This is a genomic window from Streptomyces sp. NBC_00820 (genome assembly GCF_036347055.1).
Lineage (GTDB): Bacteria > Actinomycetota > Actinomycetes > Streptomycetales > Streptomycetaceae > Streptomyces.
The window spans coordinates 4,026,042-4,052,482 of the sequence record NZ_CP108882.1; the positions used below are offsets into that span (position 1 = coordinate 4,026,042).

Here is a 26,441-nt window from a genome sequence, read left to right on the forward strand (position 1 = left end):
CCCTGCTCGCAGAGCTTGGGGGAGTGCGTGCCAGACTCCGCGACCCCGGCAAGATCCGGAAGAGAGGCCCTACGCCAGCAGCGCCGGGATCGTGCCTTCGTGCGCCTCGCGCAGCTCGGCGAGGGGAAGGGCGAACTCGCCCTGGATCTCCACGGAGTCGCCGTCCACGACACCGATGCGGGTGGCCGGCAGGCCCCGCGCACCGCACATGTCGGTGAAGCGCAGCTCCTCCGAGCGCGGCACCGCGACGACCGCGCGGCCGGCCGACTCGGAGAGGAGGAAGGTGAAGGCGTCCAGACCGTCCGGGACGATCAGACGGGCGCCCTTCTCCCCAAGCAGCGCGGACTCGACCACGGCCTGGATCAGACCGCCGTCGGACAGGTCGTGCGCGGAGTCGACCATGCCGTCGCGGGAGGCGGAGATCAGGATCTCGGCCAGCAGCCGCTCACGCTCCAGGTCGACCTGCGGGGGCAGGCCGCCGAGGTGGTCGTGGACGACCTGCGACCAGGCCGAGCCGCCGAACTCCTCACGCGTGTCGCCGAGGAGGTAGAGCAGCTGGCCCTCCTCCTGGAAGGCGACCGGCGTGCGGCGGGCGACGTCGTCGATGACACCGAGGACGGCGACCACCGGGGTCGGGTGGATGGCCGCGTCGCCCGTCTGGTTGTAGAGCGAGACGTTGCCGCCGGTCACCGGGGTGCCGAGCTGCAGGCACCCGTCGGCCAGACCGCGCACGGCCTCCGCGAACTGCCACATCACCGCGGGGTCCTCGGGGGAGCCGAAGTTCAGGCAGTCGGAGACGGCGAGCGGCTTGGCACCGGTGGTCGCCACGTTCCGGTAGGCCTCGGCGAGGGCCAGCTGGGCGCCGGTGTAAGGGTCCAGCTTGGCGTAGCGGCCGTTGCCGTCCGTGGCGATGGCGACGCCGAGGCCGGTCTCCTCGTCGATGCGGATCATGCCGGAGTCCTCGGGCTGGGCGAGGACCGTGTTGCCCTGCACGAAGTGGTCGTACTGCGAGGTGATCCACTTCTTGGAGGCCTGGTTGGGCGACGCCACCAGCTTCAGGACCTGCTCGCGCAGCTCCTCGGAGGTCGCCGGACGCGGCAGCTTGTTCGCGTCGTCGGCCTGGAGGGCGTCCTGCCAGGACGGACGGGCGTACGGGCGCTCGTAGACCGGGCCCTCGTGCGCGACCGTGCGCGGGTCGACGTCGACGATCTTCCCGCCGTGCCAGAAGATCTCCAGCCGGTCGCCGTCGGTCACCTCACCGATGACGGTGGCGATGACGTCCCACTTCTCGCAGATCTCCAGGAAGCGGTCGACCTTCGCCGGCTCGACCACCGCGCACATGCGCTCCTGCGACTCGCTCATGAGGATCTCCTCGGGCGAGAGCGTGGAGTCGCGCAGCGGTACGTCGTCCAGGGTCACGCGCATGCCGCCGGAGCCGTTGGAGGCCAGCTCGGAGGTGGCGCAGGACAACCCGGCCGCGCCGAGGTCCTGGATGCCGACGACCAGCTTCTCCTTGAAGGCCTCCAGGGTGCACTCGATGAGGAGCTTCTCCTGGAAGGGGTCGCCGACCTGGACCGCGGGACGCTTCGACGGCTTGGCGTCGTCGAAGGTCTCACTCGCCAGGATCGACGCGCCGCCGATGCCGTCGCCGCCGGTCCGGGCGCCGTACAGGACGACCTTGTTGCCGGTGCCGGAGGCCTTGGCGAGGTGGATGTCCTCGTGCCGCATGACGCCGATGGCACCGGCGTTGACCAGCGGGTTTCCCTGGTAGCAGGAGTCGAAGACGACCTCGCCGCCGATGTTGGGCAGGCCCAGGCAGTTGCCGTAGCCGCCGATGCCGGCGACCACGCCGGGCAGCACGCGCTTGGTGTCGGGGTGGTCGGCCGCGCCGAAGCGCAGCGGGTCGACCACGGCCACCGGCCGCGCGCCCATCGCGATGATGTCGCGGACGATGCCGCCGACGCCCGTGGCCGCGCCCTGGTAGGGCTCGACGTACGAGGGGTGGTTGTGCGACTCGACCTTGAAGGTGACCGCGTAGCCCTGGCCGACGTCCACGACACCGGCGTTCTCGCCGATGCCGACGAGCAGCGCGTCGGACTGCGGGGCCTTCTCGCCGAACTGGCGCAGGTGGACCTTCGAGGACTTGTACGAGCAGTGCTCGGACCACATGACCGAGTACATGGCGAGCTCGGCGCCGGTCGGGCGGCGGCCGAGGATCTCCACCACCCGCTCGTACTCGTCCCTCTTCAGACCGAGTTCGGCCCAGGGCAGCTCGACGTCGGGGGTCGCGGCCGCGTGCTCGACCGTGTCCAGAGGCGTCCGGCTCATGCGTTGACCAGCTTCTTGAGGATCGAGGTGAAGAAGGGAAGGCCGTCGGTACGGCCCGTGCCGATCAGCGGCTCGACGGCGTGCTCGGGGTGCGGCATGAGACCGACGACGTTCCCGGCCGCGTTGGTGATGCCGGCGATGTCGCGCAGCGAGCCGTTGGGGTTCATGCCCAGGTAGCGGAAGACGACCCGGCCCTCCGCCTCCAGCTCGTCGAGCGTGTACTCGTCGGCGACGTAGCGGCCGTCCATGTTCTTCAGCGGGATGTGGATCTCCTGGCCCTGGCGGTAGTCGCCGGTCCAGGCCGTCTCCGCGTTCTCCACCCGCAGCTTCTGGTCGCGGCAGATGAAGTGCAGGTGGTCGTTGCCCAGCATCGCGCCCGGGAGCAGGTGGGCCTCGGTGAGGACCTGGAAGCCGTTGCAGATGCCGAGGACCGGAAGGCCGGCCTTCGCCTGCGCGATGACGGACTCCATCACCGGCGAGAAGCGGGAGATGGCACCGGCGCGCAGATAGTCGCCGTAGGAGAAACCGCCGGGCAGCACCACGGCGTCGACCTGCTTGAGGTCCTTGTCCTTGTGCCAGAGGGCGACCGGTTCGGCGCCCGCGAGACGGATCGCGCGCCGGGTGTCGCGGTCGTCGAGACTCCCTGGGAAAGTGACGACGCCAATACGAGCGGTCACTTGGCCGCCTCCGCGACTTCTTCCACCTTGACGGTGAAGTCCTCGATCACCGTGTTGGCGAGGAAGGATTCCGCGAGATCGTGGATGCGCGCGAGCGCGGCCTCGTCGACCGGCCCGTCAACTTCCAGTTCGAATCGCTTTCCCTGACGGACGTCCGAGATCCCTTCGAAACCCAGACGTGGCAGCGCACGCTGGACCGCCTGGCCCTGGGGGTCGAGGATCTCCGGCTTGAGCATGACGTCGACTACGACGCGTGCCACTGGCACTCCCGGTGTGTGGTGCTGAGCAGGTTCCTTCAGACTACCCGTACAAAATTTCTACGCGAGTAGAGTTGGAGGAAACTACGTGACCCGCATCACGATCGAGTGTCGAACACCAGCCTCCGCCAAAAATTCTGGGAAAGTTCTACGGTCCACCCACGGCACCTATTGCACCCGGACACGCGGACGGATTTAGTCGGGCTTCACATTGGATTGCCGGGCACTGTACAAATGAATTGGCAATAGCCGATACTCGGCACGTCATCGCTGGTGAGCTGTATCGACGTGCGTGCCGCACGAAGGGACCGATATTCGTGGCGCAAAAGGTCGTGGTCACTCTCTTTGACGACATCGACGGTTCGGAAGCGGCGGAAACGATCGCATTCGGGCTCGACGGCAAGTCGTACGAGATCGACCTGAACGAAACCAACGCCAAGAAACTGCGCAAGGTGCTCGCGCCCTACGTGGACGCCGGCCGCAAGCGTGCGCGGTCCGGCAAGGCGTTCAAGCAGACGGAGGTCGCCCCCGACCCGGCAGCCGTCCGTGCCTGGGCCCAGGCGAACAAGATGGACGTCCCCGCGCGCGGACGGATCCCCAAGAAGGTCTACGAGGCGTTCAGCGCCGCCCAGTGAGCCCGCGAAGGGGCAGCTCCCCAGGGTCCGTCAGCGGGCCCTGGGAGCCGTTCACTTGGCCGGCGGGGAGGTTGTGAGGGGAGCCGACTTGCGCAACCCCCCTGCTGATCAGCTAATGTCTGGAACACGCCGAGGGGCGAGGCCGCAAGGCCGGATCCCGAGGACCGTGCGGGTGTAGTTCAGTAGTAGAACATCCTCCTTCCAGGGGGAAGGCGCAGTGTGCGATTCCTGTCACCCGCTCTGGCACCGGTCAGAACCACTCTTGTGGATCAGGTAGGCTGGTGCTCGCACCGATCGGTGGGAGCCGGTCGGGAGCAGTGCGGACGTAGCTCAGTTGGTAGAGCGCAACCTTGCCAAGGTTGAGGTCGCGAGTTCGAGCCTCGTCGTCCGCTCCACAGAAAAGACCCCGGTCCACTGGACCGGGGTCTTTTCCTTGTCCCCATGACCGCCGCGATCCCGCTGACCCGCCGCGGCCTCTCTGACATTTGTCATGCCGGGTGATGACACCGCGCACTGCTGATCCGGTCCGCCCGCCGGAACGCTGAAGCCATGGACAACGACGAACACGAGCACGTGATCGAGGTCAGCGACCTCAGACGTGTCTACGGGGACGGGTTCGAGGCCGTACGCGGGATCACCTTCCACGTGGCCCGCGCGGAGATCTTCGCGCTGCTGGGCACCAACGGGGCGGGCAAGACATCGACCGTCGAACTGCTGGAAGGGCTCGCGGCACCGGCCGGCGGCCGGGTCCGGGTCCTCGGCGCGCTCGGTCTCGTCCATCCGGACGGCACCGCGATCCTCATGACCGGCGTGGTGACGGCCTTCGGCGCGGGTTTCTCCCTGATCGGCTGCCGCTGCGGCGCCTGGACCCTGTCCGTGCTCTGGGAGGCGGAACGGGCCCGCGAGGTCGAGGCCCGGCTCGCCATCGCCGAGGAGCGGCTGCGGTTCGGGCGGGACCTGCACGACGTGCTGGGGCGCAACCTCTCCGTCATCTCCCTGAAGGCCGAGCTGGCCGTCCAACTGGCCCGGCGCGGACGGCCCGAGGCCGTGGAGCAGATGATCGAGGTGCAGCGCATCGCCCAGGAGTCCCAGCGGGAGGTGCGGGACGTCGTACGCGGCTACCGCGAGGCCGACCTCGGGGTGGAACTCGCGGGTGCGCGGGGTGTGCTGACGGCCGCCGGGATCGACTGCGAGGTCGGGGCCGAGACCGAAGGACTGTCCGGCGAAGGACTGTCCGGCGAAGGGCTGCCCGCCGAGGTGCGGTCGGCGCTGGGCTGGGTGGTGCGCGAGGCGACCACCAATGTGCTGCGGCACGGGGACGCGAGACGGTGTGCCGTGGGGCTGCTGGTGCGGGAGGGGCGTGTGGTGCTGACGGTGGAGAACGACGGGGCCGGCGCCCCGGGCGACAGCGGCGGTGGTTCGGGGCTCGCCGGGCTGCGGGAGCGGCTCGCGGCCGTGGACGGGACGCTGCGGGCGGGACGCGCCGGGGAGGACGGATTCCGTCTGGTGGCCGAGGTGCCCCTGACGGCTGGGGAAGGAGTCACCTCATGAGCGGCCCGGTACGGCTGTTGCTCGCCGACGACGAGCATCTGATCCGGGGCGCGCTGGCCGCCCTGCTCGGCCTGGAGGACGACCTGCTCGTCGTCGCGGAGGCGGCGAGCGGCCCCGAGGCGCTGGCGATGGCACGGGCGCACGAACCCGACGTGGCCGTGCTGGATCTGCAGATGCCCGGCGCCGACGGCGTGACGGTGGCCACATCCCTGCGTGCCGAACTGCCCGGCTGCCGGGTGCTGATCGTCACCGGGCACGGGCGGCCGGGACACCTGAAGCGGGCGCTCGCGGCCGGGGTGCGCGGGTTCGTCCCGAAGACGGTCAGCGCCCAACGGCTCGCCGAGATCATCCGCACCGTGCACGCCGGAAACCGTTACGTCGACCCGGAGTTGGCCGCCGACGCGATCTCCGCGGGCGACTCCCCGCTGACCGCCCGGGAGGCCGAGGTGCTGGAACTGGCGGCCGACGGAGCGCCGGTCGCGGAGATCGCCGAGCGGGCCGCGCTGTCGCCCGGAACCGTGCGGAACTACCTCTCCTCGGCCGTCACCAAACTCGGCGCCGGGAACCGTCATACGGCAGTGCGTCTCGCACGCGCCCGAGGTTGGGTATAGTTAGGGCCGCGCCAAGGCGCAGTGCGGACGTAGCTCAGTTGGTAGAGCGCAACCTTGCCAAGGTTGAGGTCGCGAGTTCGAGCCTCGTCGTCCGCTCCATCGAGAAGGCCCCCGGTTTCCACCGGGGGCCTTTCGCGTTGCCCCCCGCGGGAGCGGGGGCAACGGACTACGACCAGCTCATACCCGTCAGCCGCTCGTACGCCTCCACGTACTTCGCCCGCGTCGCCTCGACGACCTCGTCCGGCAGCGGCGGCGGGGGCTGCTCGCTCGCGCGGTCCCAGCCGGACGCCGGGGAGGTCAGCCAGTCGCGGACGAACTGCTTGTCGTACGACGGCTGCGCGCGGCCCGGCTGCCACTGGTCGGCCGGCCAGAAGCGGGAGGAGTCCGGGGTGAGGACCTCGTCGGCGAGGACGAGGGTGTCCCCGTCGAAGCCGAACTCGAACTTGGTGTCGGCCAGGATGATCCCCCGGTCGCGGGCGATGTCCCGGGCACGGGAGTACACGGCGAGGGTGGCCTGGCGCAGCTGGGCCGCGGTCTCCGCGCCGGCCTGGCGGGCGACCTCCTCGTAGGAGACGTTCTCGTCGTGCTCGCCGACCTCGGCCTTGGTGGCCGGGGTGAAGATCGGGCCGGGCAGCTCGGAGCCGTCCACCAGGCCTTCGGGGAGGGCGAGGCCGCAGACGGTGCGGGACTCCTGGTACTCGGCGAGGCCCGAGCCGGTGAGGTAGCCGCGGGCCACGCACTCGACCGGGACCATCCGCAGGGACTTGCACACCAGCGTGCGGCCCGCCCAGTCGGCGGGGGCGTTCTCGGGCAGCTCGGTGCTGATCACATGGTTCGGGGCCAGGTCGCGCAGCCGGTCGAACCACCACAGGGAGAGCTGGGTGAGCACGCGCCCCTTGTCGGGGATCTCGGTGGGCAGCACCCAGTCATAGGCGGACATGCGGTCGCTGGCGACCATCACGAGGTCGCCCGCCTCGTTCCGGTACAGCTCGCGCACCTTGCCGGTGTGCAGGTGCACCAGGCCCGGAACCTGGATCGGCTCGGGCTTTTCTACGAATCCGGACACGGTTCCTCCCCGTGGTTCTGTCCAAGTGCCTCGATTCTCCCGTATGCGGGTGATCGGTTGCGACCAGGGGTGTCGGTGCCGGTCCGGCGTCTTCAGTCCCGCTTGCAGATGCGGTCCAGCAGGTTCGCCGTGGCCCGCTGGACGCGGGCGTCCACATGGCCGGGGCGGTCCAGGGCCGGGGACCAGGCGAAGGTGCCGGAGGCGAACACCCAGGCGCCGGAGGGTGCGCGGTAGAGGGAGGTCTCCTGGTGGCGGACGGCGCCTTCGCCGTCGGTGTAGGGCGAGTGCGCGAGGAGGATGCGTTCCTCGTGCTCGGGGAGCGCGGTGCGCGGGAAGTAGCGGTCGGCCTCACCGGCGACCAGGCCCGCTATCTCGTCGCCCTCGTGCGCGCCGGTCGCGTCCCACAGCCAGTGGCCGGCGTTGCGGACGATCAGCGGATGCGGTTCGGGCACCCGGCCCGCGTACTGGATGCCGACCAGTTGCTGTTCGGGCCGGTCGATGTCGCGCCACAGCACCGGCCTGCCCGGGCCCTTGCGTTTTCGGCAGGTCAGCAGCCGGTCCGGGACACCGGACGGGGAAGGCCCCAACTCCACCTGCCAGTACATGGTGTTGGCGGAGAGGAAGACCAGCGAAGTGCCGCGGTCACGGGCCTGCTCGACGGCCCGGCGCATCGGCACCGACCAGTACTCGTCGTGGCCGGGGAAGACCAGGCCGCGGTAGCGGGCGGGGTCGACGCGTCCGGCGTGCAGGTCGCGGGCGTCGGCGTAGGCGAGGTCGTAGCCGTAGCGCTCGGCCCAGCGGATGAAGTCGTAGGCGTGGCCGACGTGCAGGGGCAGGCCGGCACCCGCGTAGGGGCGGTCGAAGGAGACAGTGGTGGCCGCGTCGGCCTCGCCGAGCAGCCGGCCCTTCTCGTCCCAGGCGTGGTAGAGGCTGGCGCCGGTGCGGCCGTCCTCCGGGTAGAGGTTGTACGCCTGCCAGGTGATGTCGGGCAGCAGCAGGAGCAGGTCGGCGGGATGGTCGTCGCGGACCGTGAACGGCACGTGGGAGCGGTAGCCGTCGGCGGTGGTCAGGACGGCCACGTAGGCGCCGATCCGCCAGTGCGGGGGCACCTGGAGGCGCCAGGACAGCCACCAGTGGTGACAGGAGACCGTACGGTCGGCGGCCAGCGGCGCGGGCTGGACGATGCCGGAGAGCCGGGGACTGGTGGTGATCTTCGCGGCGCCGTCGCCGCTGTAGTGGCCGATCCGGTAGATGTCCACGCTGAACTGCTGGGGCGGATCGACCGTGATGTGGAAGTCGATCGCCTCGCCGGGCGTGACCGCCCCGGTGGAGGTGAAGCCCTTGATCTGACGGCGCACGTCGTCGGCCGAGCGGGGGCCGGGGTCGGCCGGGCGGGGGGCCGGGACGTGCGCGTTCGCGGTGGAGTGCGGCTGGGGCGGATCGACGTACCAGGGCACGACCTGCCCCGTGGCGTCGAAGTAGGTCTCGCTGCCGCGCAGCCAGGGGACCGGGCCCTGACCGAAAGGGTCGGTGACGGCGTGCGCGAGCGCTCCGGACTCCCAGCGGCGGATGTGGTCCGAGGCCATGGACGCTCCCCTCCCTCAGCCCCCGTCGTCTGTGTCGGTGGTGCTCGGCCGTGCTGTCGTATGTCGCACGCCTTTGCCATGTGCGTTGTCGGTCCCAGCACATCACATAACGCACGGGTTCGGTCACGGTTCGTTGTGAATTGGCCTGAAGTGGAAGAGGGTGCTCCGTTACGTCCTTCTGTTCGCCGGGAGGGCGGGTGCCGGGCGGGTGCCGGCATGGTCGGGGGCGGGGGCCGGGGGCGGGGGCCCAGGACCGCCCGAGCGAGGTGCCGGGGGTGCCTGGGTGCGCGGCGGGACGCCCGGAGGGGGTGCCGGACGGGTGCCGTGGCGGGTCAGACCAGCCGGACCGGCTTCTCCGGGCGTATCCCGGACGCGGCCAGCCACTCGCGCAGCGGGCCCGGGTCTCCCTCCTCGATCAGGCTCAGCACCTTCGGCCCGAGATCCGCGGCCCTCTCCCCGCCCAGCAGCAGCGACGGCCCGTCCAGCCAGTCGAGCGCGGGCGTCGCCCCGGCCGTGTCCACCGCGGCACAGCACACCATCGCCGTGACGTGCTCGGCGAGCAGCTCCCGCCCGGTGCGGGGCGGCTGCAGCGGGAAGAGCGGCAACGTCCCGTCGTCCCACAGCGCGCTGTCGTGTCCCTGCCCGGCCGCTGTCGCGCCCTTCGGTGCGCAGATCTCCTCCCGGGCCAGCTCGGCGCTGAGTCCGGCGGCGAGGGCGGAGCTGCGCTCGGTGGAGGGGTCGGCGTCGTCCTCGTCGTAGGGAACGGGGGTGGGGTCGGCTGCGGGGACCGGCACGGTGGGGTGAGACGTGGCGGGGTGCGGCGTTGCAAGGTGCGGCGTTGCGGAGGCGGGCCCGTCTTCGTGGCCGGGACCGGTCCGGGCGGTGGGCTCCTCGTCGTCCCGGTGCACGGGCTCGGTGAGGTGGTCCAGGACCCGGGCCAGCGTGGGGCCGCCGGGGTCGGGGGCGGAGGGGTCGGGAGCGCGGCGGACACCGAGGGTGTCGAGGACGCGGTGCAGACGGGCCGCGCCAGCACGCCAGGTGCGGTCGACGACCTCCTCCGGGTACGACTGCCAGTCCACCGGCGCCCACTCCGGGCCGGGCTCCGCGGGGCCGCCGTGGAAGAGGCGGGCGGCGAGCAGGGAGGCGGCCTCGTCCATCGTCCCGGGCTCCTCCAGGAGGTCACAGGCGGGGCGCTCGCCGAGGCGTGAGGCGAAGCCCTCGGCCAGCCGGTCGCGCCGGGACAGCTCGGTGAGCGCGGCCACGACGCCCGCGTCCAGCCGGGAGGGCCAGCGGCCCATGCGCCAGGCGGGCAGCGCCACCTTGGTCAGCAGCCGGTCCCAGCCCGCGTAGGCGAGGCCGACCTGCTCCTGGGCGACGATCCTGAGGCCGTAGTCCACCGCCTGTGCGCGCTCGGCGGCCGCCGCGGCGACCCCTCGCTCCATCAGCACGGCGTGCTCCCGGCAGCCGCGCAGCAGCAGCCGGGCCACCCAGCCGAGCACCGCGCACACGCCCCGGGTCAGCGGGCAGCGTCCGGGGGTGGCGGCGACGGCCACCGCCGCGTCGAGGCCGCGCACGAAGCGGCGGGCGGCGGCTATGTCCGGGTGCGCGGACGGTCCCGTGCCGGCGACGACCGGGGCGAGGACCGCGCGCAGCTCGCCGACACGCATCCACCACAGGAACGGTGAGCCGATGACGAGCACGGGGGCGGGCACGGCACGCTGCCGGGCGCTCCGGTCGGAGCCGGGGCCCGCTATCTCGTCGTGCGCCCGGGTCGGGGGCGGGCCGTGGGCCCGGTGGGTGCGGTCCTCCAGCCAGCTGTCGCAGTCCGGGGTGAGCGCTATGGCCGAGGGCGCGGGGACGTCGAGCCGGTCCGCGAGGTCACGCACCAGCCGGTACAGGTCGGGTGCGGAGCGCTCCGGGATCGTGACCGTCGGGGTCACGGCGGGGCGCGCCCGGGCCACGACCAGGGCGATGCCGGTCGTGACCAGCAGTACGAGCAGCGCGAACACGCCCACCACCCAGCGGGCCGTGTCCCAGCCCGGGCCGGTGAAGCGGCCGGTGGAACCGCCGGCCAGCAGGATCACCTCGGCGGCCGCGGGCAGCACGGCCACTCCCAGCGCCCGGCCCCGGACCCGCAGCACGGCCAGGGCACGGGACCGCGCGGCCCGCGCGCCCGCTTCCCCACCGATTCCGGTCATGAGTGGACCTCACCCCCTCCCTGCCGATGCCGAGCTGTCCTGGCGTTGCCCACTCCCCCACTGTGACATCCGCCACTGACATCGCAATGCCGGTGGGCCAAGTGCCGGAATGCTTGCGCCGCACCCTAGTTGGGGCCTCGGCCCCAGTCAGCCGGATGGACGATTGCTCACTCGATGGAATGGCTTTGGTCAGAGCTGAGTGACAGAAAGCAACGATCAGGCCGAGGATCGGAGTCCGGGGTCCGGATGCGCGTGAGGTGCCCTGGACCAGCGGTTCGGAGCGCGTACAGCTGCTCGCACCGCGACGCACCGGCGGCGTGCCCGGCAGCATGCCCGGCGGCGCGCAGAACGCCGGGTACGACAGCGGGTACGGCATCGGGTACGCCCGACGGGTACGGCAGCGGGCGCGACCGGTGTTCGCCGTGGTCGCACCCGCTTCCCTTACGCGCCCGCCGCCTTCGCCGCGATGTCCGTGCGGTGCTGCGAGCCGTCGAGGCCGATGCGGGTCACCGCGCGGTACGCCCGCTCGCGGGCGTTCGCCAGATCCTTGCCGATGGCCGTGACGGAGAGCACGCGACCGCCCGCGCTGACGACGGCGTCGCCGTCGCGCCGGGTCCCGGCGTGCAGGACGTACGCGTGCGGGGCGTCCTGCGCGGCCACCTCGTCGAGGCCGGTGATCGGGTCGCCGGTGCGCGGGTCGCCGGGGTAGTTGTGCGAGGCGACGACCACGGTGACGGCCGCGTCCTCGCTCCACCGCAGCGGCTCGAGGTCGCCGAGGGTGCCGTTCGCGGCGGCGAGCAGGACTCCGGCCAGCGGGGTCTTCAGGCGGGCCAGGACCACCTGGGTCTCGGGATCGCCGAAGCGGGCGTTGAACTCGATGACCCGCACACCGCGCGAGGTGATGGCGAGACCGGCGTACAGGAGCCCGGAGAAGGGGGTGCCGCGCCGGCGCATCTCGTCGACGGTCGGCTGCAGCACCGTCCGCAGCACCTCGTCGACCAGCTCCGGCTCGGCCCACGGCAGCGGCGAGTAGGCGCCCATGCCGCCCGTGTTCGGGCCCTCGTCGCCGTCCAGCGCGCGCTTGAAGTCCTGGGCGGGCTGGAGCGGTACGACGGTGTACCCGTCGGTGATGGCGAAGAGCGAGACCTCGGGGCCGTCGAGGAACTCCTCCACGACGACACGATCACACCCGGCCGCGTGCGCCTTGGCGGCTTCGGCGTCCTCGGTGACGACGACGCCCTTGCCGGCCGCCAGCCCGTCGTCCTTGACGACGTAGGGGGCGCCGAAGGCGTCCAGGGCCTCGGCGACCTCGTCGGGAGTCGTGCAGACGTACGAACGCGCGGTCGGCACCGCCGCCGACGCCATGACGTCCTTGGCGAAGGCCTTGGAGCCCTCCAGCCGCGCGGCCTCGCGGGAGGGACCGAACACCGGAATGCCCTCCTCGCGCACCGCGTCGGCCACACCGGCGACCAGCGGGGCCTCCGGGCCGACGACGACGAGGTCGGCTTCCAGTTCATGGGCGAGCGCGGCCACGGCCTTGCCGTCGAGCGCGTCGACCTGGTGCAGCTCGGCGACCTCGGCGATGCCGGCGTTGCCGGGAGCGCAGTGGACCGCGGAGACGTCGGAGTCGAGGGACAGGGAGCGGCACAGGGCGTGTTCGCGGGCGCCGCTGCCGATGACAAGGACCTTCACGGGGGTCAGCCTAATGGCAAGGTTGCCGAAGGTTCGGGGCCGGGGAACCTGTGCGATCCTCCAACTCGGCGCGCTACCGGTGTGAACCGGGGCCCCGGAGACCGGCCCCGCCACCGCGAAGCGACCGCAGGGCCACCGCAGAACGACCGCAGGGCCACCGAGTCGCCGTCGCGGCGCCGACGACGCCCGGAGGCACTCCACGCCCCTGGCCGCACACCCCATGGCCACGCGTCACACGTCACACTTCACACGCCGCACGCCGCACGCCGCACGCCGCACGCGCTGACGCCGGACGGCCCCGCCCCACGGGGAACTCCCCGTTCCGAGGCGCACGCGTCCGCCCCGAGGGCGCGCGCAGGCCGCTTGCCTACCGCACGCCGCCCCGGGGTGACGCCTCACTCGTTGGAGAACTCCTCCACCACCGTCGCGCCCAGCTCCCGCACGATCATCTCGTGGCCGGACAGGGCCGATTCGTCGAGATCGGGATCGTCGTCCTCCGCGATGTCGTCCTCGGGAGCGACGGGAACCTGCTCGGGCGCCGTGGCGGACTGCGGTCCGGGAGCGGTCGGGGCCTGGGCGGCCGGAGCTCCGCCCCGAGAGGCGGCGGGCGCGGGGGCGGACGGCTGGGCCGCGGCGGGGCGGGGAGCCGCGGGAGCGCCGTAGCCACCGGCGGACCCGGCCGTGCCGCCGTAGCCCGCGCCGCCACCTCCGCCGAAGCCCGGCGCACCGCCGGACGGCGGGGGCGCGGAGCCGCCCGAGGGGTCGATGATCGACTCGATCTTCCACTGCACGTTGAACTGCTCGGCCAGCGCCTGCCGCAGCACGTCCTCGCTGCCGCTGCTCGCGAAGTTGTCGCGGGCGCCGGAGTTCACGAAGCCGATCTGGAGGGTGGTGCCGTCGAAGCCGGTCACCTGGGCGTTCTGGCTGAGCAGGATCCAGGTGAAGCGGCGGCGGTTCTTGACGGACTCCAGGATGTTCGGCCACAGCATGCGGGGGTCGAGCCCGCCGGCGGCCGGGACCGGGGCCGGGGCCGCAGGCGCGGCCGGGGCGTGGCTCTGCGCCGGGGCGGGAGCCTGCGGCTGAGGCTGGGGCTGAGCGGGGGCCGGAGCCTGGGTCTGGGCCTCCTGCGGAGCGGCCGGACCCGCCGGACCGGCCGAACCCGTCTGGGCCGCCGTGGGCCAGCCGCCGGGGCGGCGTCCGCCGCCGGCCGGGGCCGCGGTGGGCCAGGCGCCGGGGGCGGCGGCCGCGGGCGCGGCGGCCGGGGCGGGAGCCGGAGGCTGAGCCACAGGAGCGGGAGCCACCGGGGCGGGAGCGGGAGCGGGCGCTGGAGCCGCCGGGGCGGGGGCGGGAGCCCCGACACCAGGACCGCCGGGCGCGACGGGCGCACCCGGACCCCGTACGGCCGCCCTGGCCGCGGCGGGGCCGCCACCGGGTGCCACGGGCGCCACGGGCGCCCCGGCGCCGGCTCCCAGTCCTGCGGGAGCCGGGGCATGGCTCTCGGGACCGGGGACGTACCCCATGGCCGGCGCGGCCGCCCCGCCGGAGAAGTTCACGCCGCGCTCGAGACGGTCGAGGCGGGCCATGACGGAGCGCTCGTCGCCGTACGCGGCGGGGAGCATCACGCGGGCGCAGATGAGTTCCAGCTGGAGACGGGGCGAGGTGGCGCCGCGCATCTCGGTGAGGCCGTCGTTGACGAGGTCGGCGGCGCGGCTCAGCTCGGCGGCGCCGAAGGTCTCCGCCTGGGCCTGCATGCGCTCAAGGACGTCGACGGGGGCGTCGATGAGCCCCTTCTCCACGGCGTCCGGCACGGCGGAGAGGATCACCAGGTCGCGGAGCCGCTCCAGCAGGTCGGTGACGAACCGCCGGGGGTCGTTGCCGCCCTCGATGACACGGTCGACGACCTCGAAGGCCGCCGCCCCGTCGCCGGTGGCGAATGCCTCGACGACGGAGTCGAGGAGGGAGCCGTCGGTGTAGCCGAGCAGGGAGGTGGCCATGGCATAGGTCACACCCTCCTCCCGGGCCCCGGAGAGCAGCTGGTCCATGACGGACATGGAGTCACGCACGGAGCCGGCGCCGGCGCGCACCACCAGCGGCAGGACACCGTCCTCGACGGGGATGTCCTCCTTCTGGCACACCTCGCCGAGGTAGTCCCGCAGGGTCCCCGGCGGGACGAGCCGGAAGGGGTAGTGATGGGTCCGCGACCGGATGGTCCCGATGACCTTCTCGGGCTCGGTGGTGGCGAAGATGAACTTGAGGTGCTCCGGGGGCTCCTCGACGACCTTCAGCAGGGCGTTGAAGCCGGCCGACGTGACCATGTGGGCCTCGTCGATGATGTAGATCTTGTACCGGCTGCCCGCGGGCCCGAAGAAGGCCTTCTCGCGCAGCTCACGGGCGTCGTCCACACCACCGTGCGAGGCGGCGTCGATCTCGATGACGTCGATGGACCCCGGGCCGTTGCGCGCGAGGTCCTGGCAGGACTGGCACTCGCCGCAGGGCGTGGGCGTGGGGCCCTGCTCACAGTTCAGACAGCGGGCCAGGATGCGCGCGCTGGTCGTCTTGCCGCATCCGCGGGGGCCGCTGAACAGGTACGCGTGATTGACCCGGTTGTTCCGCAGCGCCTGCTGCAGCGGGTCGGTGACATGCTCCTGCCCGATGACCTCGGCAAAGGTCTCCGGGCGATAGCGGCGGTAGAGCGCGAGAGACGACACGCATACGAGGTTATAGGCGCCCACCGACAACCGGCGCCGACCGCGGTTCCGCCCGGGAACGCAAACGCCCCCCACGCACCCGCCAGAGCCGACCTACCCTTGCTGCCTTCCGGCCCTGGGGGAGTTCAGTCAGATAGCGCCGCGTGAGGGGCTGCGCAAAGAGTACCCGATCCGAGCCCCCGGGGCGTAACCGGTCCCGCCCCGGGGAGGCACCCGTCCGGGTCAGCGGGAAGGGGTTCGTGAGCACCCCCTCCGGTCATGTAATGTTTGCCCCGGAGGATTCGCCTAGTGGCCTAGGGCGCACGCTTGGAAAGCGTGTTGGGGGCAACCCCTCACGAGTTCGAATCTCGTATCCTCCGCCAGTGCCTCACCGGGCACTAACGTCGAAGGGCCCGCTGCTTGCAGCGGGCCCTTCGACGTTAGTGGTCTCAGTTCTGGTCTCAGTTTCCCTCCGGCGTGGCGTCGGGCTGCGCCGGCTTCCAGGGGAGGGAGAAGCTGCCGGTCGGCTGATGAGATCGCGGATGTACCGGGCGTCGCTGACAAGCCAACCCTCCTCACCGACCCTGCAGGTCCGGTCCACCCCCTCCCGGCAAGCCGATCTCGTCCTCCCCCTCCTGCGCGGAGGCGTTGCGTAGAGGCGCCTTGTCACCGATCAGCTACCGCCACCGCTTGCAATCAGCCGCCAGCACCTACCGCGAGCTGGTCCCGGCGATCGGCTCCTTCGCGGCTCTGCTCGGTATCGCCAAACGTCGATCACCGGCGCGACTGTCAGACCGAGTGGCAACAGTCCTGAACCGGAGACGAGGGAGGGCAGCGCGCCTGTCGACGGAAGTGATCATTTCGCGCGCATCATGACGCAACTCGCAGAGGAGTTGCCGGATCTCGCAGAGGACGTTTCCTCAAGCAGGCAAGGCGCACGCCCACGTCCTACCGGGCGACCGGGCGACCGGGCGAAGACCCTGAGGGGCTTTGACACCGAACGCGGCCGCATCCGTCGATGCCTTGTTCACCCATCGCGGACTGACCTGCGGCGACTCTGGCTCTCGGCAGATCCACGCGGATCTGTCCATGGTCCCGGGACGATGTCGCGGTCATAGCCCGATCATCCGGACCTTGCTGCCGCACAGCCGGGTCATGTCATCGACATCCGACGTGAGGATGGCGACCGGGCCAGGTTGGCGCAAGGCCGCTTCCGCGACGGTGGCGTCGATCGCGTACTTGTGTCCGTGCAGACCGGCACCCTTGAGCAGTTGTGCCGCCGCCTTCGCCGCTGCCTCCGTGATCGGCTCCACCTTGACCCGGGAGAGCGACCAATGCAGTCGGGGCAGGTTCACCCTGGCGTGGCTCACCTCCACGATGGTGTTGGCGCTGACGACAAGGTCCGCTCCCATGTCGTGGAACACCTGGAACATCGCCAGAACCTTCCGGTCCTGCGCCACCCAGGCCGACAGCCCCTCACCGTCCAGGACGACGGTCTCGATGTGCTCGCTCACGCGGCGCTCGCGCCGCCGGCGGCCGGCGCCGTACCGAAGATCCGCGCCCGAGCCTCGGCCAGCTCTTCCTCGCTGAAGGCCCCGTGCTCGTCTGTGTGGCTGCGCAGGTCGGCCCCCAGGAGCTGGTGCCGGATCTGCCTGGCGACCGCTTCGGCCACGTAGCCGGAGATGTTGTCCGTGATCTTCTTCAGCTCCGCCACCTGCTCGGTGGGGAGTGTCACCGTGATGCGTGTGGTGTCTGCCATAACCGCAAGCATACTGCGGTATGCGCGCTACGTGCTGCCTGTTCCCGCCCTCGGGGGCGGGTTCCGGCAGCGGCAGGTCCGGAAGCCGGTGAGCTGGGCTCATCCTCGCCGTAGGCGTCGACGGTGGCCTCTTCGATCAACGCCTCTCAGCGCGGCTGGGTCCCAGCTGCTCATGGCCTCACCGTAGCGCTGCACCGTACGGTTGAGGACCGGTGTGCTCAGCAGCGGCGTATCCGTCGTGGCGCCGTCGCCGGCAGTCAGGCCAAGGCCCGTGATTGCCAGCGTGTGACATCGCCTGGTGGGGTTCGGTAGTGAGCGGACCTGGGGAGGGTCCGGCAAGCGACAGGGCGGAAGAGAGTGGCACGGGTCGTCGTACGAGAGCCGAGTACGGGCGCGCGGAGCGCACCGCCGCTGGCCCGGCAGGAAACATCCGCCTTCGTGAGGGAACTGCTCGGCGCCGGCTGGGCGGCGGTGTTCCTGCCCGGTGAGCCCGCCCGCCTCGGGCGGCTGCTGCTGTGGAAACCAACCGGGGCGGCAGCCGGAGACAATATGGCGCCCACCGGCCTTGAGACCGAGGCGGTGGAGCTGGTCCTGCCGCACGGCCGCTCGGTCAGGCGGCGCAGGGTCGAGGGTTACGCGCTGCCTGTCGCCGTCGCTGTCTCCGCCCTGGCCGATGCGGAGCCGACGCATCCCTCCGGCGCCGCCTGGCAGGCCGCCACTCGCTTCGCGCTGCGGCTGCTCGCCGACGGCCGCCTCCACCCGGCGCTCACCCCCGCCGGTTACGACACCTGGCAGGTGGGTCCTTGCACCGCCGCCCAGCGCCAGACGCTGGACGCCCTGGCCGCCGCCTTCCCGCCACACGCCCACTGCCTGCCCGAGCCTGGCCCTGCTCCGGTACGGATCGCCGAACCGGCTGCGCTGATACGCCAGTTCTGCGACGCGGTCGTCGATGATCTGGTCCGTACGCCGGCCGCGCCGCTCGCCATGGGGGTGCTGCCGTACGCCTGGCGCGAGACCCGCGCCGTGCCCACCTTGCGTGAATGGGCCGAGGAAACCCAGGCGGCGCTCACCGCCGAGGTCGGTGTCTCCCTGCGCGTCGACGTACCCGAAGGACGCCGACGGCAGTTCCGTGCCGTCCTGCAACTGCACACCGCGGCGGACCCGGCGCTCGTCATCGAGGCCGCACGACTGTGGAGCGAGCCGGCCGAAGTTGAGCGGCTGCTCGGCCCACGCGCCGAGACCGAGACCCTTCTCGCCCTGCGCCGCGGCGCCCGCGCCTGGCCCCCGCTACGGAGGCTGCTCAACCATGCCGCTCCCGATGAGCTCCGGTTGACCGACGACGAAGCCTTCGATCTCCTTGGGGACGCCACGAACGCGCTGCGCGCGGCCGGTGTCGCCGTGCACTGGCCGCGCGACCTGGTCAAGGCGCTCACCGCGACCGCGGAGATCGGGCAGCGCACCGCCCCCGGTTCCACCGCGGGCGGCCTGCTGGACACCGAGGCCCTCCTCGACTTCCGCTGGCAGATCTCCCTTGGCGGCGAACCGCTCACCGAGTCCGAGATGGATGCTCTCGCAGAGTCACGCCGTCCCCTCGTCCGGCTTCGCGACCAGTGGGTGGTCGCCGACCCGAAGCTGGTGGCCCGCGCCAAGCGCCGCCGGATGGAACCGCTCACCCCCATGGAGGCGTTGAGCGCCGCGCTGACCGGCGAGGCCGAGCGGGACGGTGACCGGGTCCCCTGTGCGGCGGTCGGTGCGCTCGGCGACTTGGTCGCTCGTATCCGCGATCCCGCGTCCCGCACCCCCGTGCCCCAGCCCGCCGCCCTCAAGGCCACGCTGCGCGGGTACCAGAAGCGTGGCCTGGCCTGGCTGGCCGAGATGTGCGCACTCGGCCTCGGCGGCTGCCTCGCCGACGACATGGGCCTGGGCAAGACCATCACCCTGCTCGCTCTGCACCTGCACCGCCAGACCGACCCCGCCACCGCCGGCCCCACGCTCGTCGTCTGCCCCACCTCTCTGCTCGGCAACTGGCAGCGCGAGGCCGCCAGGTTCGCGCCTTCCATCCCCGTGCGCCGCTACCACGGCGGCGACCGCCACCTGAAGGACCTCGCCGATGACGAGATCGTCCTGGTCACCTACGGCGTCCTGCGCCGCGACCGGGAGACCCTCACCGAGCACGCATGGTCGCTGATCGCCGCCGACGAGGCACAGCACGTCAAGAACCCCTACGCCGTCACCGCCCGTGAGCTGCGCGCCCTGCCCGCCCGCGCCCGCGTCGCCCTCACCGGCACCCCCGTGGAGAACAACCTCTCCGAACTGTGGGCGCTCCTCGACTGGACCACCCCCGGACTCCTCGGCCCGCTCACAGCCTTCCGCGACCGGCACGCCCGAGCGATCGAGTCGGGCGAGGACCCACAGGCTGCCGACCGACTGTCCCGTCTTGTCCGCCCGTTCCTGCTGCGCCGCAGGAAGTCCGACCCGGGCATCGCACCCGAACTGCCGGCCAAGACCGAAACCGACCGCGTCGTACCTCTGACCGCCGAGCAGGCCAGCCTGTACGAGGCAGTGGTCCGCGAATCCATGACGAAGATCGCCGAAGCCGAGGGCATCGCCCGCCGCGGTCTGGTTCTGAAGCTCCTCACCGCGCTGAAGCAGATCTGCAACCACCCCGCCCAGTACCTGCGCCAGTCGACCCCGCTGCGCGGCCGGTCCGGCAAGCTCGACCTGCTCGACGAACTGATCGACACCATCACCGCCGAGGGCGAGTCGGTGCTGGTCTTCACCCAGTACAAGCAGATGGCGACCCTGCTGGAGAAGCACCTCGCAGAGCGAGGAGTCCCCACCCTCTTCCTGCACGGCGGTACCCCCGTCACCGCGCGCGAGGAGATGGTGGACCGCTTCCAGCGCGGCGAGGTGCCGGTGTTCCTGCTCTCCCTCAAGGCCGCGGGCACCGGCCTCAACCTCACCCGCGCCACCCACGTCGTGCACTACGACCGCTGGTGGAACCCGGCCGTCGAGGACCAGGCCACCGACCGCGCCTACCGCATCGGGCAGGACAAGCCCGTACAGGTCCACAAACTCCTCGCGGAGGGCACCGTGGAGGACAAGGTGGCGAAGCTTCTCGAAGCCAAGCGCGCCCTCGCCGATGCCGTCGTCGGATCCGGCGAGGCAGCCCTGACCGAGCTGTCCGACGCCGACCTTGCCGAACTCGTCGCTCTGGGAAGGCAGTCATGAGCCCCGCTGTCCCCGGCCCGCGCCGTGCGCCCGCCCGCGGCAAGCACGCCTTCGCCGCGACCTGGTGGGGCCAGGCATGGGTGACGGCCCTGGAGGACTCCACCCTGGACTCGGGGCGCCTGTCCCGCGGACGCACCTACGCCCGCCAGGGCATGGTCGGCGCCGTCACCATCGCCCCCGGCCAGGTCAAAGCCGCCGTCCAGGGCAGCAGGCCCCGCCCCTACCGCTCCGCCGTCCACCTGCCCGTCCTCACCGACCCTCAGTGGGACACCCTGCTCGACACGATCGCGGCCCGCGCCGGACATCTCGCGGCACTTCTCGACGACGAGATGCCCGCCGGACTCGTAGACGACGCCCGGCACGCAGGCGTCCCACTGCTCCCACTGCCCACCGAGCTCGATCCGGAGTGCTCCTGCCCCGACTGGGGATACCCCTGCAAGCACGCCGCCGCGCTCTGCTACGCCATCGCCGCCACCATCGACACCGACCCATTCGTGCTCTTCACGCTGCGCGGCCGCGGTCGCGAGGAGGTCTTCGCCCAGCTACGCGCACGCCGTACGGCAGCACAGGAGACCGCTGCCCGACCGGCACCTGCCGGCACCCCGGCCGCCGCCGCGTACGCCCACTGGGCCGAAGAGCCCCCCGCACTGCCCGAACTCCCGGAACCCGCTGCCTACACCACAGCATTGCCCGTCGCCCCGCCACCCGGCACCGGCCTGGCCGCCGCGGACCTGGAACGCCTCATGGCCGATGCCACCGCGCGCGCCGCCCGGCTCCTCGCGGGCGACACCGCCGACCTGCACCTGACCCAGCACCAGGACGCCGTCCGCATCGCCGCAAGCAACCCCGGACCTGAGTGGTTCCACCACCTGATCCAGAACACCGGCGCCAAACCCACTGCCTTCGCACGTCTCACCCGCGCCTGGCGCCACGGCGGTCCCGCGGGCATCACCGTCGCCGAACAGCCCTACGCCCCCGATCCGACGGTGATGAAGACCGCCCGCACCGCCGTGGACGCGGCCCTCGCCGAGATGACCGACTCCCCCACACACCTCAGAACCTGGCGCAACCGCCTCACCCTCACCCACCACGGCATCCAGCTGCGTCTGGGTCCTGACGCCCGCTGGTACCCCTATCTCCGGGACGACGACGGCGACTGGTGGCCCGCGGCACCAGCCGACAGTGACCCGGTCACCGCGCTCACCGCGGCCTGGTCGCAGAACGGGGGGTAAGGAAGCGATTCCCCCGCTGACCAGGTGGCGGGTGGGGGTCATGGTCTTTCTCGCCGAGGCGACCGGGGTGCAGATCCTGGCTAGGGCCGTCGGAGTCGGTATGTCGGCCGTGGGTGCACTTTGCCTGTTCTTGGCCCTCCTCCTGCCCAAAGCGATAGACGAGGAGCGGAGCGAGGGAAACCTTGAGGCGGCCTCCAGGATCAAGAGAAACGCGCTGATCATCCTGGGCCTCGGCGTCCTCCTGCTCGGCGGCGGCGCCGCCCTCTGTTTCGGCAGCTGAGGGTTGTTCCGGGACGACGGGGTCGTCATCGTCGCCGGAGAACTCGCAGACCACTACAGGCAGAGCCAAGGCCCCGGCCGGGGCACACCGGGGCCGCGCCGAGGCCCAGCCGCCCGGGCCGGGACTTACGGCGCCGAGTCCTTCACCTTGCCGGCGAGGGCGTACGCCTTGGTCGGGGAGGTGCTGGACGGCGGGTTGTCCGCGCTGGTGGGCTTGCCGTTGGCGTCCAGCCCTATGACGTTGTCGTAGGTGCTGACCTGCGTGCACTCCTTGGAGGTGCCGGTCTGCTGGTTGGAGCCCTGCAGGGCCGTCTGCGTGTCGACGGGCGCCGAGGTCGACTTGCCGCCGGGGAAGGTGTCGCCGGTCTTCCAGTCGGCGCCGATGAGCAGCACGATCTGGGAGCCGTCGCCCTGCCTGACCGCCCTGGACGGCAGCCCGAGCGCCTTGGCGACCGTCCGGGCCTGCGCCTGCTGCCCTGCCGGGTAGGTCAGTGAGGTGGCCGTGGCGGGGGTCCCGTTCCCGGAGTCGGTCCGCTCGCTGAATCCCTGGCCGGTCAGTACCTGGGCGATCGCCTCCGCCCGGTGGCCCACCCCGGTGCCGTTCTCGACGTGAACGGCGACCGAGGCGGCGGGGACCGGGGCGGCGGCCGGCGAGGAGGAGCCCGGCTTGGCGGCGGTCTTGGTGAGCGACTGGTCGTCCGCGATGGCCTTGAACATCTCCTTGGCGCCCGGGCCGATCACCGTCTGGTCCTGGCCCGGCAGCTCGACGTCCTGGGTCTGCATGGTGGCCCAGGTGATCCGGCTGGCGGGCACCTTGTTGAGGTCGCGGGCCAGGCCGATGAGCTTGTCGGCGGAGTCGAGGCTGTTGTCGACGGTCAGCGCCTTGGTCGCGGCGTTGGCGATGCCCCACATCTTCTTCGGGCTGCTCAGCGTGCCCTTGCTCTTCATCTGGTTGAGGAGGGCGTTGAGGAAGTCGTGCTGGGCGCCGGTCCGGCCGCGGCTGTCGCTGGCGTCACCGAAGCCGTGCCGGGTCCGCACGAACTCCAGCGCGGCATCGCCCTGCAGCGTGTGGTTGCCCTGCTTCAGCTTCAGGTGGCTGTAGGGGTCGTAGATGTCCTTGGTGACGCAGACGGGCGTCCCGCCGACCGCGTTGGACATCGCCACCACGCCGACGAAGTCGATCACCATGAAGTGGTCGATCGGGATCTTGGTGAGCTGGTGCACCGCGACGACGCTGCAGCCGGGGCCGCCGTTCAGCGCCGAGTTGATCTGCGTCCGGGTCTGCGCCGGGATGCTCGGGTGACCCGAGTCGTGGCAGCCGGTCCAGCTGGTCCGCAGGTCGCGGGGGATGCTCATCACCGTGGCGTTGGACCGGTCCGCGGATATGTGGACGACCATCTCCACGTCGGCCCGGACGCCGCCGCCCTTCCCGCAGTGGCCGCCGAGCTTGCAGTTCGCCGCCTTGTCGCGGTCGTCGGATCCGATGACCAGGATGTTGATCGGGCTGCGTCCGAACGCGTCGACCTTCTCGTGCCCGGCCCCGTCCTTGCCGTTGGCGGACAGGTCGTCGGACTTGATGTTGGCGTTCAGCTTCCAGTACGCGTACGCGGCGCTGCCGACGCCGAGCACCAGCGCGAACCCCAGCGACAGGCCAACGATCTTCAACCCGCGTCTTTTCGCGGGCTTCTTCCTGGCTTTGCGCGCGGCAGCCCTGCCGCCCTCCGGCTCCGCCGGGTCCGCCTCGTCGGACCTGGTCCGGCCGTTGGTACGCCTCCGCGATCCGCTGGGGGGCTGTGCCATGAGAACTTCCTCGTACCTTCAGGGGTCGATGGCTCACAGAGCTGTTCCCGGGGAAGACCTCCGGAGAGGCCGTCAGGTTGCACTCACGTTCGTTTCCGACCGTTTCCTTACGGGGAAATACCGCGGCGGTCGGCCGAGTCGGAGGGCCGGCACCCGCCTCCCGTCCTCCCGGGTCGCCGGCCCGCGCCGTGAACGGCGAAGGTCCCGGCCGCTCTCGGCGACCGGGACCTTCGTCCACTCCGGGTGTGTACGGGACTCCGTACCGCTCGGCTAGCTGGTGAAGAGGATGTACTTCCAGGCGCCGTACGTCGTCGAGTTCACGCTGTCCCCGGAACTTCCGTTGACGTACACGGAACGCACCCGGGCGCGGATACCGGACTCACCGGCGTGGCCCAGGTTGACGATCGACTTGCCGTTGGTGCCGAGCGAGAAGTACTCGGAGTCCGACGAGTACCACTGGCCGTCGTAGTACACCTGGAGGTCCAGGCGGTGGCTGCGGCCCTTGTAGTACGTCATCGTCGTCGTGTCGATGACGTCGGTGTTCTTGTGGAAGTAGTAGTACGTCGTGGAACCGATCTTGCCGGTCCGGTAGTACTTCGACAGCGCCGACGACACCTTCACCCGCGCGTACCCGGTGGACTTCACCGTCTTCGGCGCGCTGCGGGCGTCGCCCTTGAACACGGCGGAGACCGCGGTGTCCCGGGTCATGCTCACGGACACCGACAGGTTGCCGCTGGAGTTGACCTTGCCGGACTTCAGCAGCTTGTTCGGCTTGTCGCCGCCGAAGGGGTCGGCCCAGATCTCGACCGTGCGGTTCTTGTACGTCGCCCCGAGGTGGGCCGTGAAGGTCACCGCCTTGCCGTAGTCGTACAGCTTGCCGTTGTTGTTCAGCGTGAGCGACGGCGTGGTCCGGGAGACCGCGACCGTGTCCGAGGCCGAGACCGGGGCGTGCGTGGCGTCACCGGCGTAGGACACCGTGTACTTGACGCTGCCGCCGGCCGGAGGCGTGTCCTTGAAGGAGAAGGTGCCGTCGGCCTTCGGCGTGACGGACGCCAGCTGCTTGCCGGCGGGGCTGTCCAGGTCGGTCCGCGTGACGCGCAGGGAGACACCGCTCGGCAGCGACACCGTCGCCGACAGCTTGCCCGTCACGGTGAGCGCCTTGGCGCGCGCGGCCGTCGACGGGGCGTTCACCGTCAGGGTCGGGACGTTCATCGTCGGGTCGGTCAGCACCTTGAGGGTGTAACCGCTGCCCGTCTGCGCGAGCGCGAAGATCCGCGAGGAGTCCGGGGCCCACGTCAGGGCGGCCGTGGTCGTACCGGCCGCTCCGACGGTGTAGGTACGGACCGGCTGACCGGCGTTGGGCCGGTAGACGGCCACCTTGGCGCCGTTGACCTGGGCGACCAGTCCGGTCGCGGAGACGTCGGCCCGCTGTCCGGCGGGGTAGGTGCCGGCGGCGGTGAACTTCCCGCCCGCGTAGGCGTCCCGCTGCGCGCCGTTGACGAGCACCTGGGAGCCACCGGGCACGAGGTCGATGTCGCCGATGCCGTCGTTCAGCGAGTAGTCACCGAAGTACCAGGCGGTCAGGGCCGGTTCGGCACCGGACACGTCGACTACCGCCATCGAGTCCGTCGAGATGCCGGTCTCACCGATGGCCAGCGCGCCGGGCTGGGACGGGTCCGTGTCGAGGATCCCCGGGTCCCAGATACCGGGCCACGGTCCCGGGAACTGGCCGAGCGTCACCACGCCCGCGGCCGTCGTACCCGTCGTACCCGTGATGCCCTTCGCAGCCGTCGCGCCGGCCAGGTGGGCCGCATCGGCCGTCGGGTCGGACGTCGGGTCCGCCGTCGGGTCGGCGGTCGGCTCAGACGTCGGGTCCGCCGTCGGGTCGGCGGTCGGCTCAGACGTCGGGTCGGCGGTCGGCTCGGTCGTCGGGTCCACCGTGGGATCCGCCGTGGGATCCGCCGTCGGAGCAGTCGTCGGGTCCGCCGTCGGCTCGGCCGGGGGCGTCGGGTCGGCCGGGGGCGTCGGGTCCGTCGGCTCGGCCGGGGGCGTCGGGTCGACCGAGCCCAGGTTGCCGTCCCACTGGTCGCCGTAGGTGAACCAGACCTTGCCGCCGGCGAAGGCCACGTAGCGCGGGCCCTCCGTGGTGGCGATGGCGTAGCGGGCCTTGACGTCGAGCGTGGCCGCGTCGAGGGCCACGATCTCGTGGGTCCCCTCCGCCGCCGCGTACAGGGTGGAGCCGTCGTCGGACACCGCGAGACCCGAGACGCCCCTGATGCCGGTCACCGAGTCGACGAGGGCGCCGGTGTAGTCGGCGGCCACGATCTTCCCCGCCGTGCGGTCGCCGACGAAGACCCGGTGCAGGGCACCGTCCGCGACGATGCCGCCGGGTGTGGCGACCGACGCCGAGGCGGCCGAGGCGGACCCGGCCGAGGCGGCGCACAGCGCCGCGGAGCTGAAGAGGACCGCGAGCGACGTCGCGGTCGAGATGCTGCGCATACGCACAGTGATTTTCCCCCCACAAGGAAACCAGGTGATCAACCGTGTATCGAGAGCGCCGCGCGACATCCGGACACCTCGCCTACGGACGGCGGCGGTGTGGGGCGCGGCTGCAGTGGGTGAAGCGTAGGGCATGACTGTGACAGCCGCTAAGCGTTATTCCCGGGTGGCCTCCCTCACGGACCGCCCGGCGTCCTCCTTCCGGCGCGCCACCGGCCCGGATGGACACACCCGGCGGCGCGGCGGAGCATGGATGACAGGGGCAGCACACCGGTCACGTACGACCGTTGTGGACGCCGTGCGGCAGTGAACCCGCGCTGGACCCCGAGCCCGGGACAGCGCGCTCGCGTGCG

The 26,441-nt window shown here is 71.5% G+C and carries 18 protein-coding genes, 4 tRNA genes and 1 other RNA gene; 10 read left to right on the top strand and 13 right to left on the bottom strand.

Features of this window, described 5'->3' with window-relative positions; all coding sequences use genetic code 11:
- Positions 1-69: 69 nt before the first annotated feature.
- The 3 genes from purL to purS are packed head-to-tail and all read right to left on the bottom strand — an operon-like array spanning position 70 to position 3,265.
- Positions 70-2,328: a phosphoribosylformylglycinamidine synthase subunit PurL gene (gene purL / locus OIB37_RS18230; RefSeq protein ID WP_330458666.1), complete on the bottom strand. Its 2,259-nt coding sequence runs from the start codon at positions 2,326-2,328 to the stop codon at positions 70-72.
- Positions 2,325-3,005 carry a phosphoribosylformylglycinamidine synthase subunit PurQ gene (gene purQ / locus OIB37_RS18235; protein WP_330458667.1) on the bottom strand — a complete coding sequence of 227 codons (681 nt, stop codon included), beginning with the start codon at positions 3,003-3,005 and terminating at the stop codon, positions 2,325-2,327. Before purQ ends, purL begins: the two co-directional genes overlap by 4 nt.
- Entirely contained in the window at positions 3,002-3,265 is a 264-nt protein-coding gene (gene purS, locus OIB37_RS18240; protein ID WP_015659417.1) for a phosphoribosylformylglycinamidine synthase subunit PurS, read from the bottom strand. The genes purQ and purS overlap by 4 nt, the downstream gene beginning before the upstream one ends.
- A gap of 314 nt (positions 3,266-3,579) precedes the next feature.
- Between purS and OIB37_RS18245 the strand changes: the two genes are divergently transcribed.
- From OIB37_RS18245 to OIB37_RS18270, 6 genes are all read left to right on the top strand, one after another.
- Positions 3,580-3,897: a histone-like nucleoid-structuring protein Lsr2 gene (locus OIB37_RS18245; RefSeq protein ID WP_330458668.1), complete on the top strand. Its 318-nt coding sequence runs from the start codon at positions 3,580-3,582 to the stop codon at positions 3,895-3,897.
- Positions 3,898-4,065: 168 nt separating this feature from the next.
- Positions 4,066-4,137, top strand: a tRNA-Gly gene (locus OIB37_RS18250).
- Positions 4,138-4,216: 79 nt separating this feature from the next.
- Positions 4,217-4,292 (top strand) — tRNA-Gly (locus OIB37_RS18255).
- 154 nt (positions 4,293-4,446) lie between these two features.
- Positions 4,447-5,448, top strand: coding sequence for a histidine kinase (locus OIB37_RS18260; RefSeq protein WP_330458669.1), 1,002 nt, complete (start codon positions 4,447-4,449; stop codon positions 5,446-5,448).
- A complete protein-coding gene (locus OIB37_RS18265; protein ID WP_330458670.1) occupies positions 5,445-6,059 on the top strand; it encodes a response regulator transcription factor in 615 nt (204 codons plus the stop codon). Before OIB37_RS18260 ends, OIB37_RS18265 begins: the two co-directional genes overlap by 4 nt.
- Positions 6,060-6,082: 23 nt before the next feature.
- A tRNA-Gly gene (locus OIB37_RS18270) sits at positions 6,083-6,158 on the top strand.
- A 67-nt stretch (positions 6,159-6,225) separates the two neighbouring features.
- On the opposite strand, the gene OIB37_RS18275 is transcribed toward OIB37_RS18270, so the two are convergent.
- The 6 genes from OIB37_RS18275 to ffs all read right to left on the bottom strand — a co-directional run bounded on the left by OIB37_RS18275 (position 6,226) and on the right by ffs (position 15,465).
- Positions 6,226-7,125 carry a phosphoribosylaminoimidazolesuccinocarboxamide synthase gene (locus OIB37_RS18275; RefSeq protein ID WP_330458671.1) on the bottom strand — a complete coding sequence of 300 codons (900 nt, stop codon included), beginning with the start codon at positions 7,123-7,125 and terminating at the stop codon, positions 6,226-6,228.
- Positions 7,126-7,217: 92 nt separating this feature from the next.
- The gene (locus tag OIB37_RS18280; RefSeq protein ID WP_330458672.1) at positions 7,218-8,711 is read right to left on the bottom strand and encodes a N,N-dimethylformamidase beta subunit family domain-containing protein; all 1,494 of its coding nucleotides are present in this window, start codon (positions 8,709-8,711) and stop codon (positions 7,218-7,220) included.
- Positions 8,712-9,043: 332 nt separating this feature from the next.
- A complete protein-coding gene (locus OIB37_RS18285) occupies positions 9,044-10,909 on the bottom strand; it encodes a hypothetical protein (protein WP_330458673.1) in 1,866 nt (621 codons plus the stop codon).
- Between the two features lie 441 nt (positions 10,910-11,350).
- The gene (purD, locus tag OIB37_RS18290) at positions 11,351-12,601 is read right to left on the bottom strand and encodes a phosphoribosylamine--glycine ligase (RefSeq protein WP_330458674.1); all 1,251 of its coding nucleotides are present in this window, start codon (positions 12,599-12,601) and stop codon (positions 11,351-11,353) included.
- 395 nt (positions 12,602-12,996) lie between these two features.
- Positions 12,997-15,309, bottom strand: coding sequence for a DNA polymerase III subunit gamma and tau (locus tag OIB37_RS18295; protein ID WP_330458675.1), 2,313 nt, complete (start codon positions 15,307-15,309; stop codon positions 12,997-12,999).
- Between the two features lie 57 nt (positions 15,310-15,366).
- Positions 15,367-15,465, bottom strand: an RNA gene (gene ffs, locus OIB37_RS18300) — signal recognition particle sRNA small type.
- 118 nt (positions 15,466-15,583) lie between these two features.
- Between ffs and OIB37_RS18305 the strand changes: the two genes are divergently transcribed.
- Positions 15,584-15,671: transfer RNA gene (locus OIB37_RS18305), tRNA-Ser, on the top strand.
- 729 nt (positions 15,672-16,400) lie between these two features.
- Here OIB37_RS18305 and OIB37_RS18310 read toward each other — a convergent pair.
- Both OIB37_RS18310 and OIB37_RS18315 read right to left on the bottom strand, forming a co-directional pair.
- The gene (locus OIB37_RS18310) at positions 16,401-16,802 is read right to left on the bottom strand and encodes a DNA-binding protein (RefSeq protein WP_330458676.1); all 402 of its coding nucleotides are present in this window, start codon (positions 16,800-16,802) and stop codon (positions 16,401-16,403) included.
- Positions 16,799-17,047, bottom strand: a complete 249-nt coding sequence (locus tag OIB37_RS18315) for a hypothetical protein (protein ID WP_330458677.1) — start codon at positions 17,045-17,047, stop codon at positions 16,799-16,801. The genes OIB37_RS18310 and OIB37_RS18315 overlap by 4 nt, the downstream gene beginning before the upstream one ends.
- A gap of 438 nt (positions 17,048-17,485) precedes the next feature.
- Here OIB37_RS18315 and OIB37_RS18320 point away from each other — a divergent pair, with 438 nt between their 5' ends.
- Genes OIB37_RS18320 through OIB37_RS18330 form a run of 3 tightly spaced genes read left to right on the top strand, consistent with a single transcriptional unit; the run spans position 17,486 to position 21,790 of the window.
- Entirely contained in the window at positions 17,486-20,278 is a 2,793-nt protein-coding gene (locus OIB37_RS18320; RefSeq protein ID WP_330458678.1) for a DEAD/DEAH box helicase, read from the top strand.
- Complete coding sequence (locus OIB37_RS18325) at positions 20,275-21,510, top strand: SWIM zinc finger family protein (RefSeq protein WP_330458679.1); 1,236 nt, start codon at positions 20,275-20,277, stop codon at positions 21,508-21,510. The genes OIB37_RS18320 and OIB37_RS18325 overlap by 4 nt, the downstream gene beginning before the upstream one ends.
- Before the next feature lie 40 nt (positions 21,511-21,550).
- Entirely contained in the window at positions 21,551-21,790 is a 240-nt protein-coding gene (locus OIB37_RS18330; RefSeq protein ID WP_330458680.1) for a hypothetical protein, read from the top strand.
- Positions 21,791-21,915: 125 nt separating this feature from the next.
- Here the strand turns inward: OIB37_RS18330 and OIB37_RS18335 are convergent, their stop codons facing one another.
- On the bottom strand, positions 21,916-23,589 hold the full coding sequence (locus OIB37_RS18335; RefSeq protein WP_330458681.1) for an LCP family protein: 1,674 nt from the start codon (positions 23,587-23,589) through the stop codon (positions 21,916-21,918).
- A gap of 270 nt (positions 23,590-23,859) precedes the next feature.
- Positions 23,860-26,088: a PT domain-containing protein gene (locus tag OIB37_RS18340; RefSeq protein WP_330458682.1), complete on the bottom strand. Its 2,229-nt coding sequence runs from the start codon at positions 26,086-26,088 to the stop codon at positions 23,860-23,862.
- Positions 26,089-26,441: the final 353 nt, after the last annotated feature.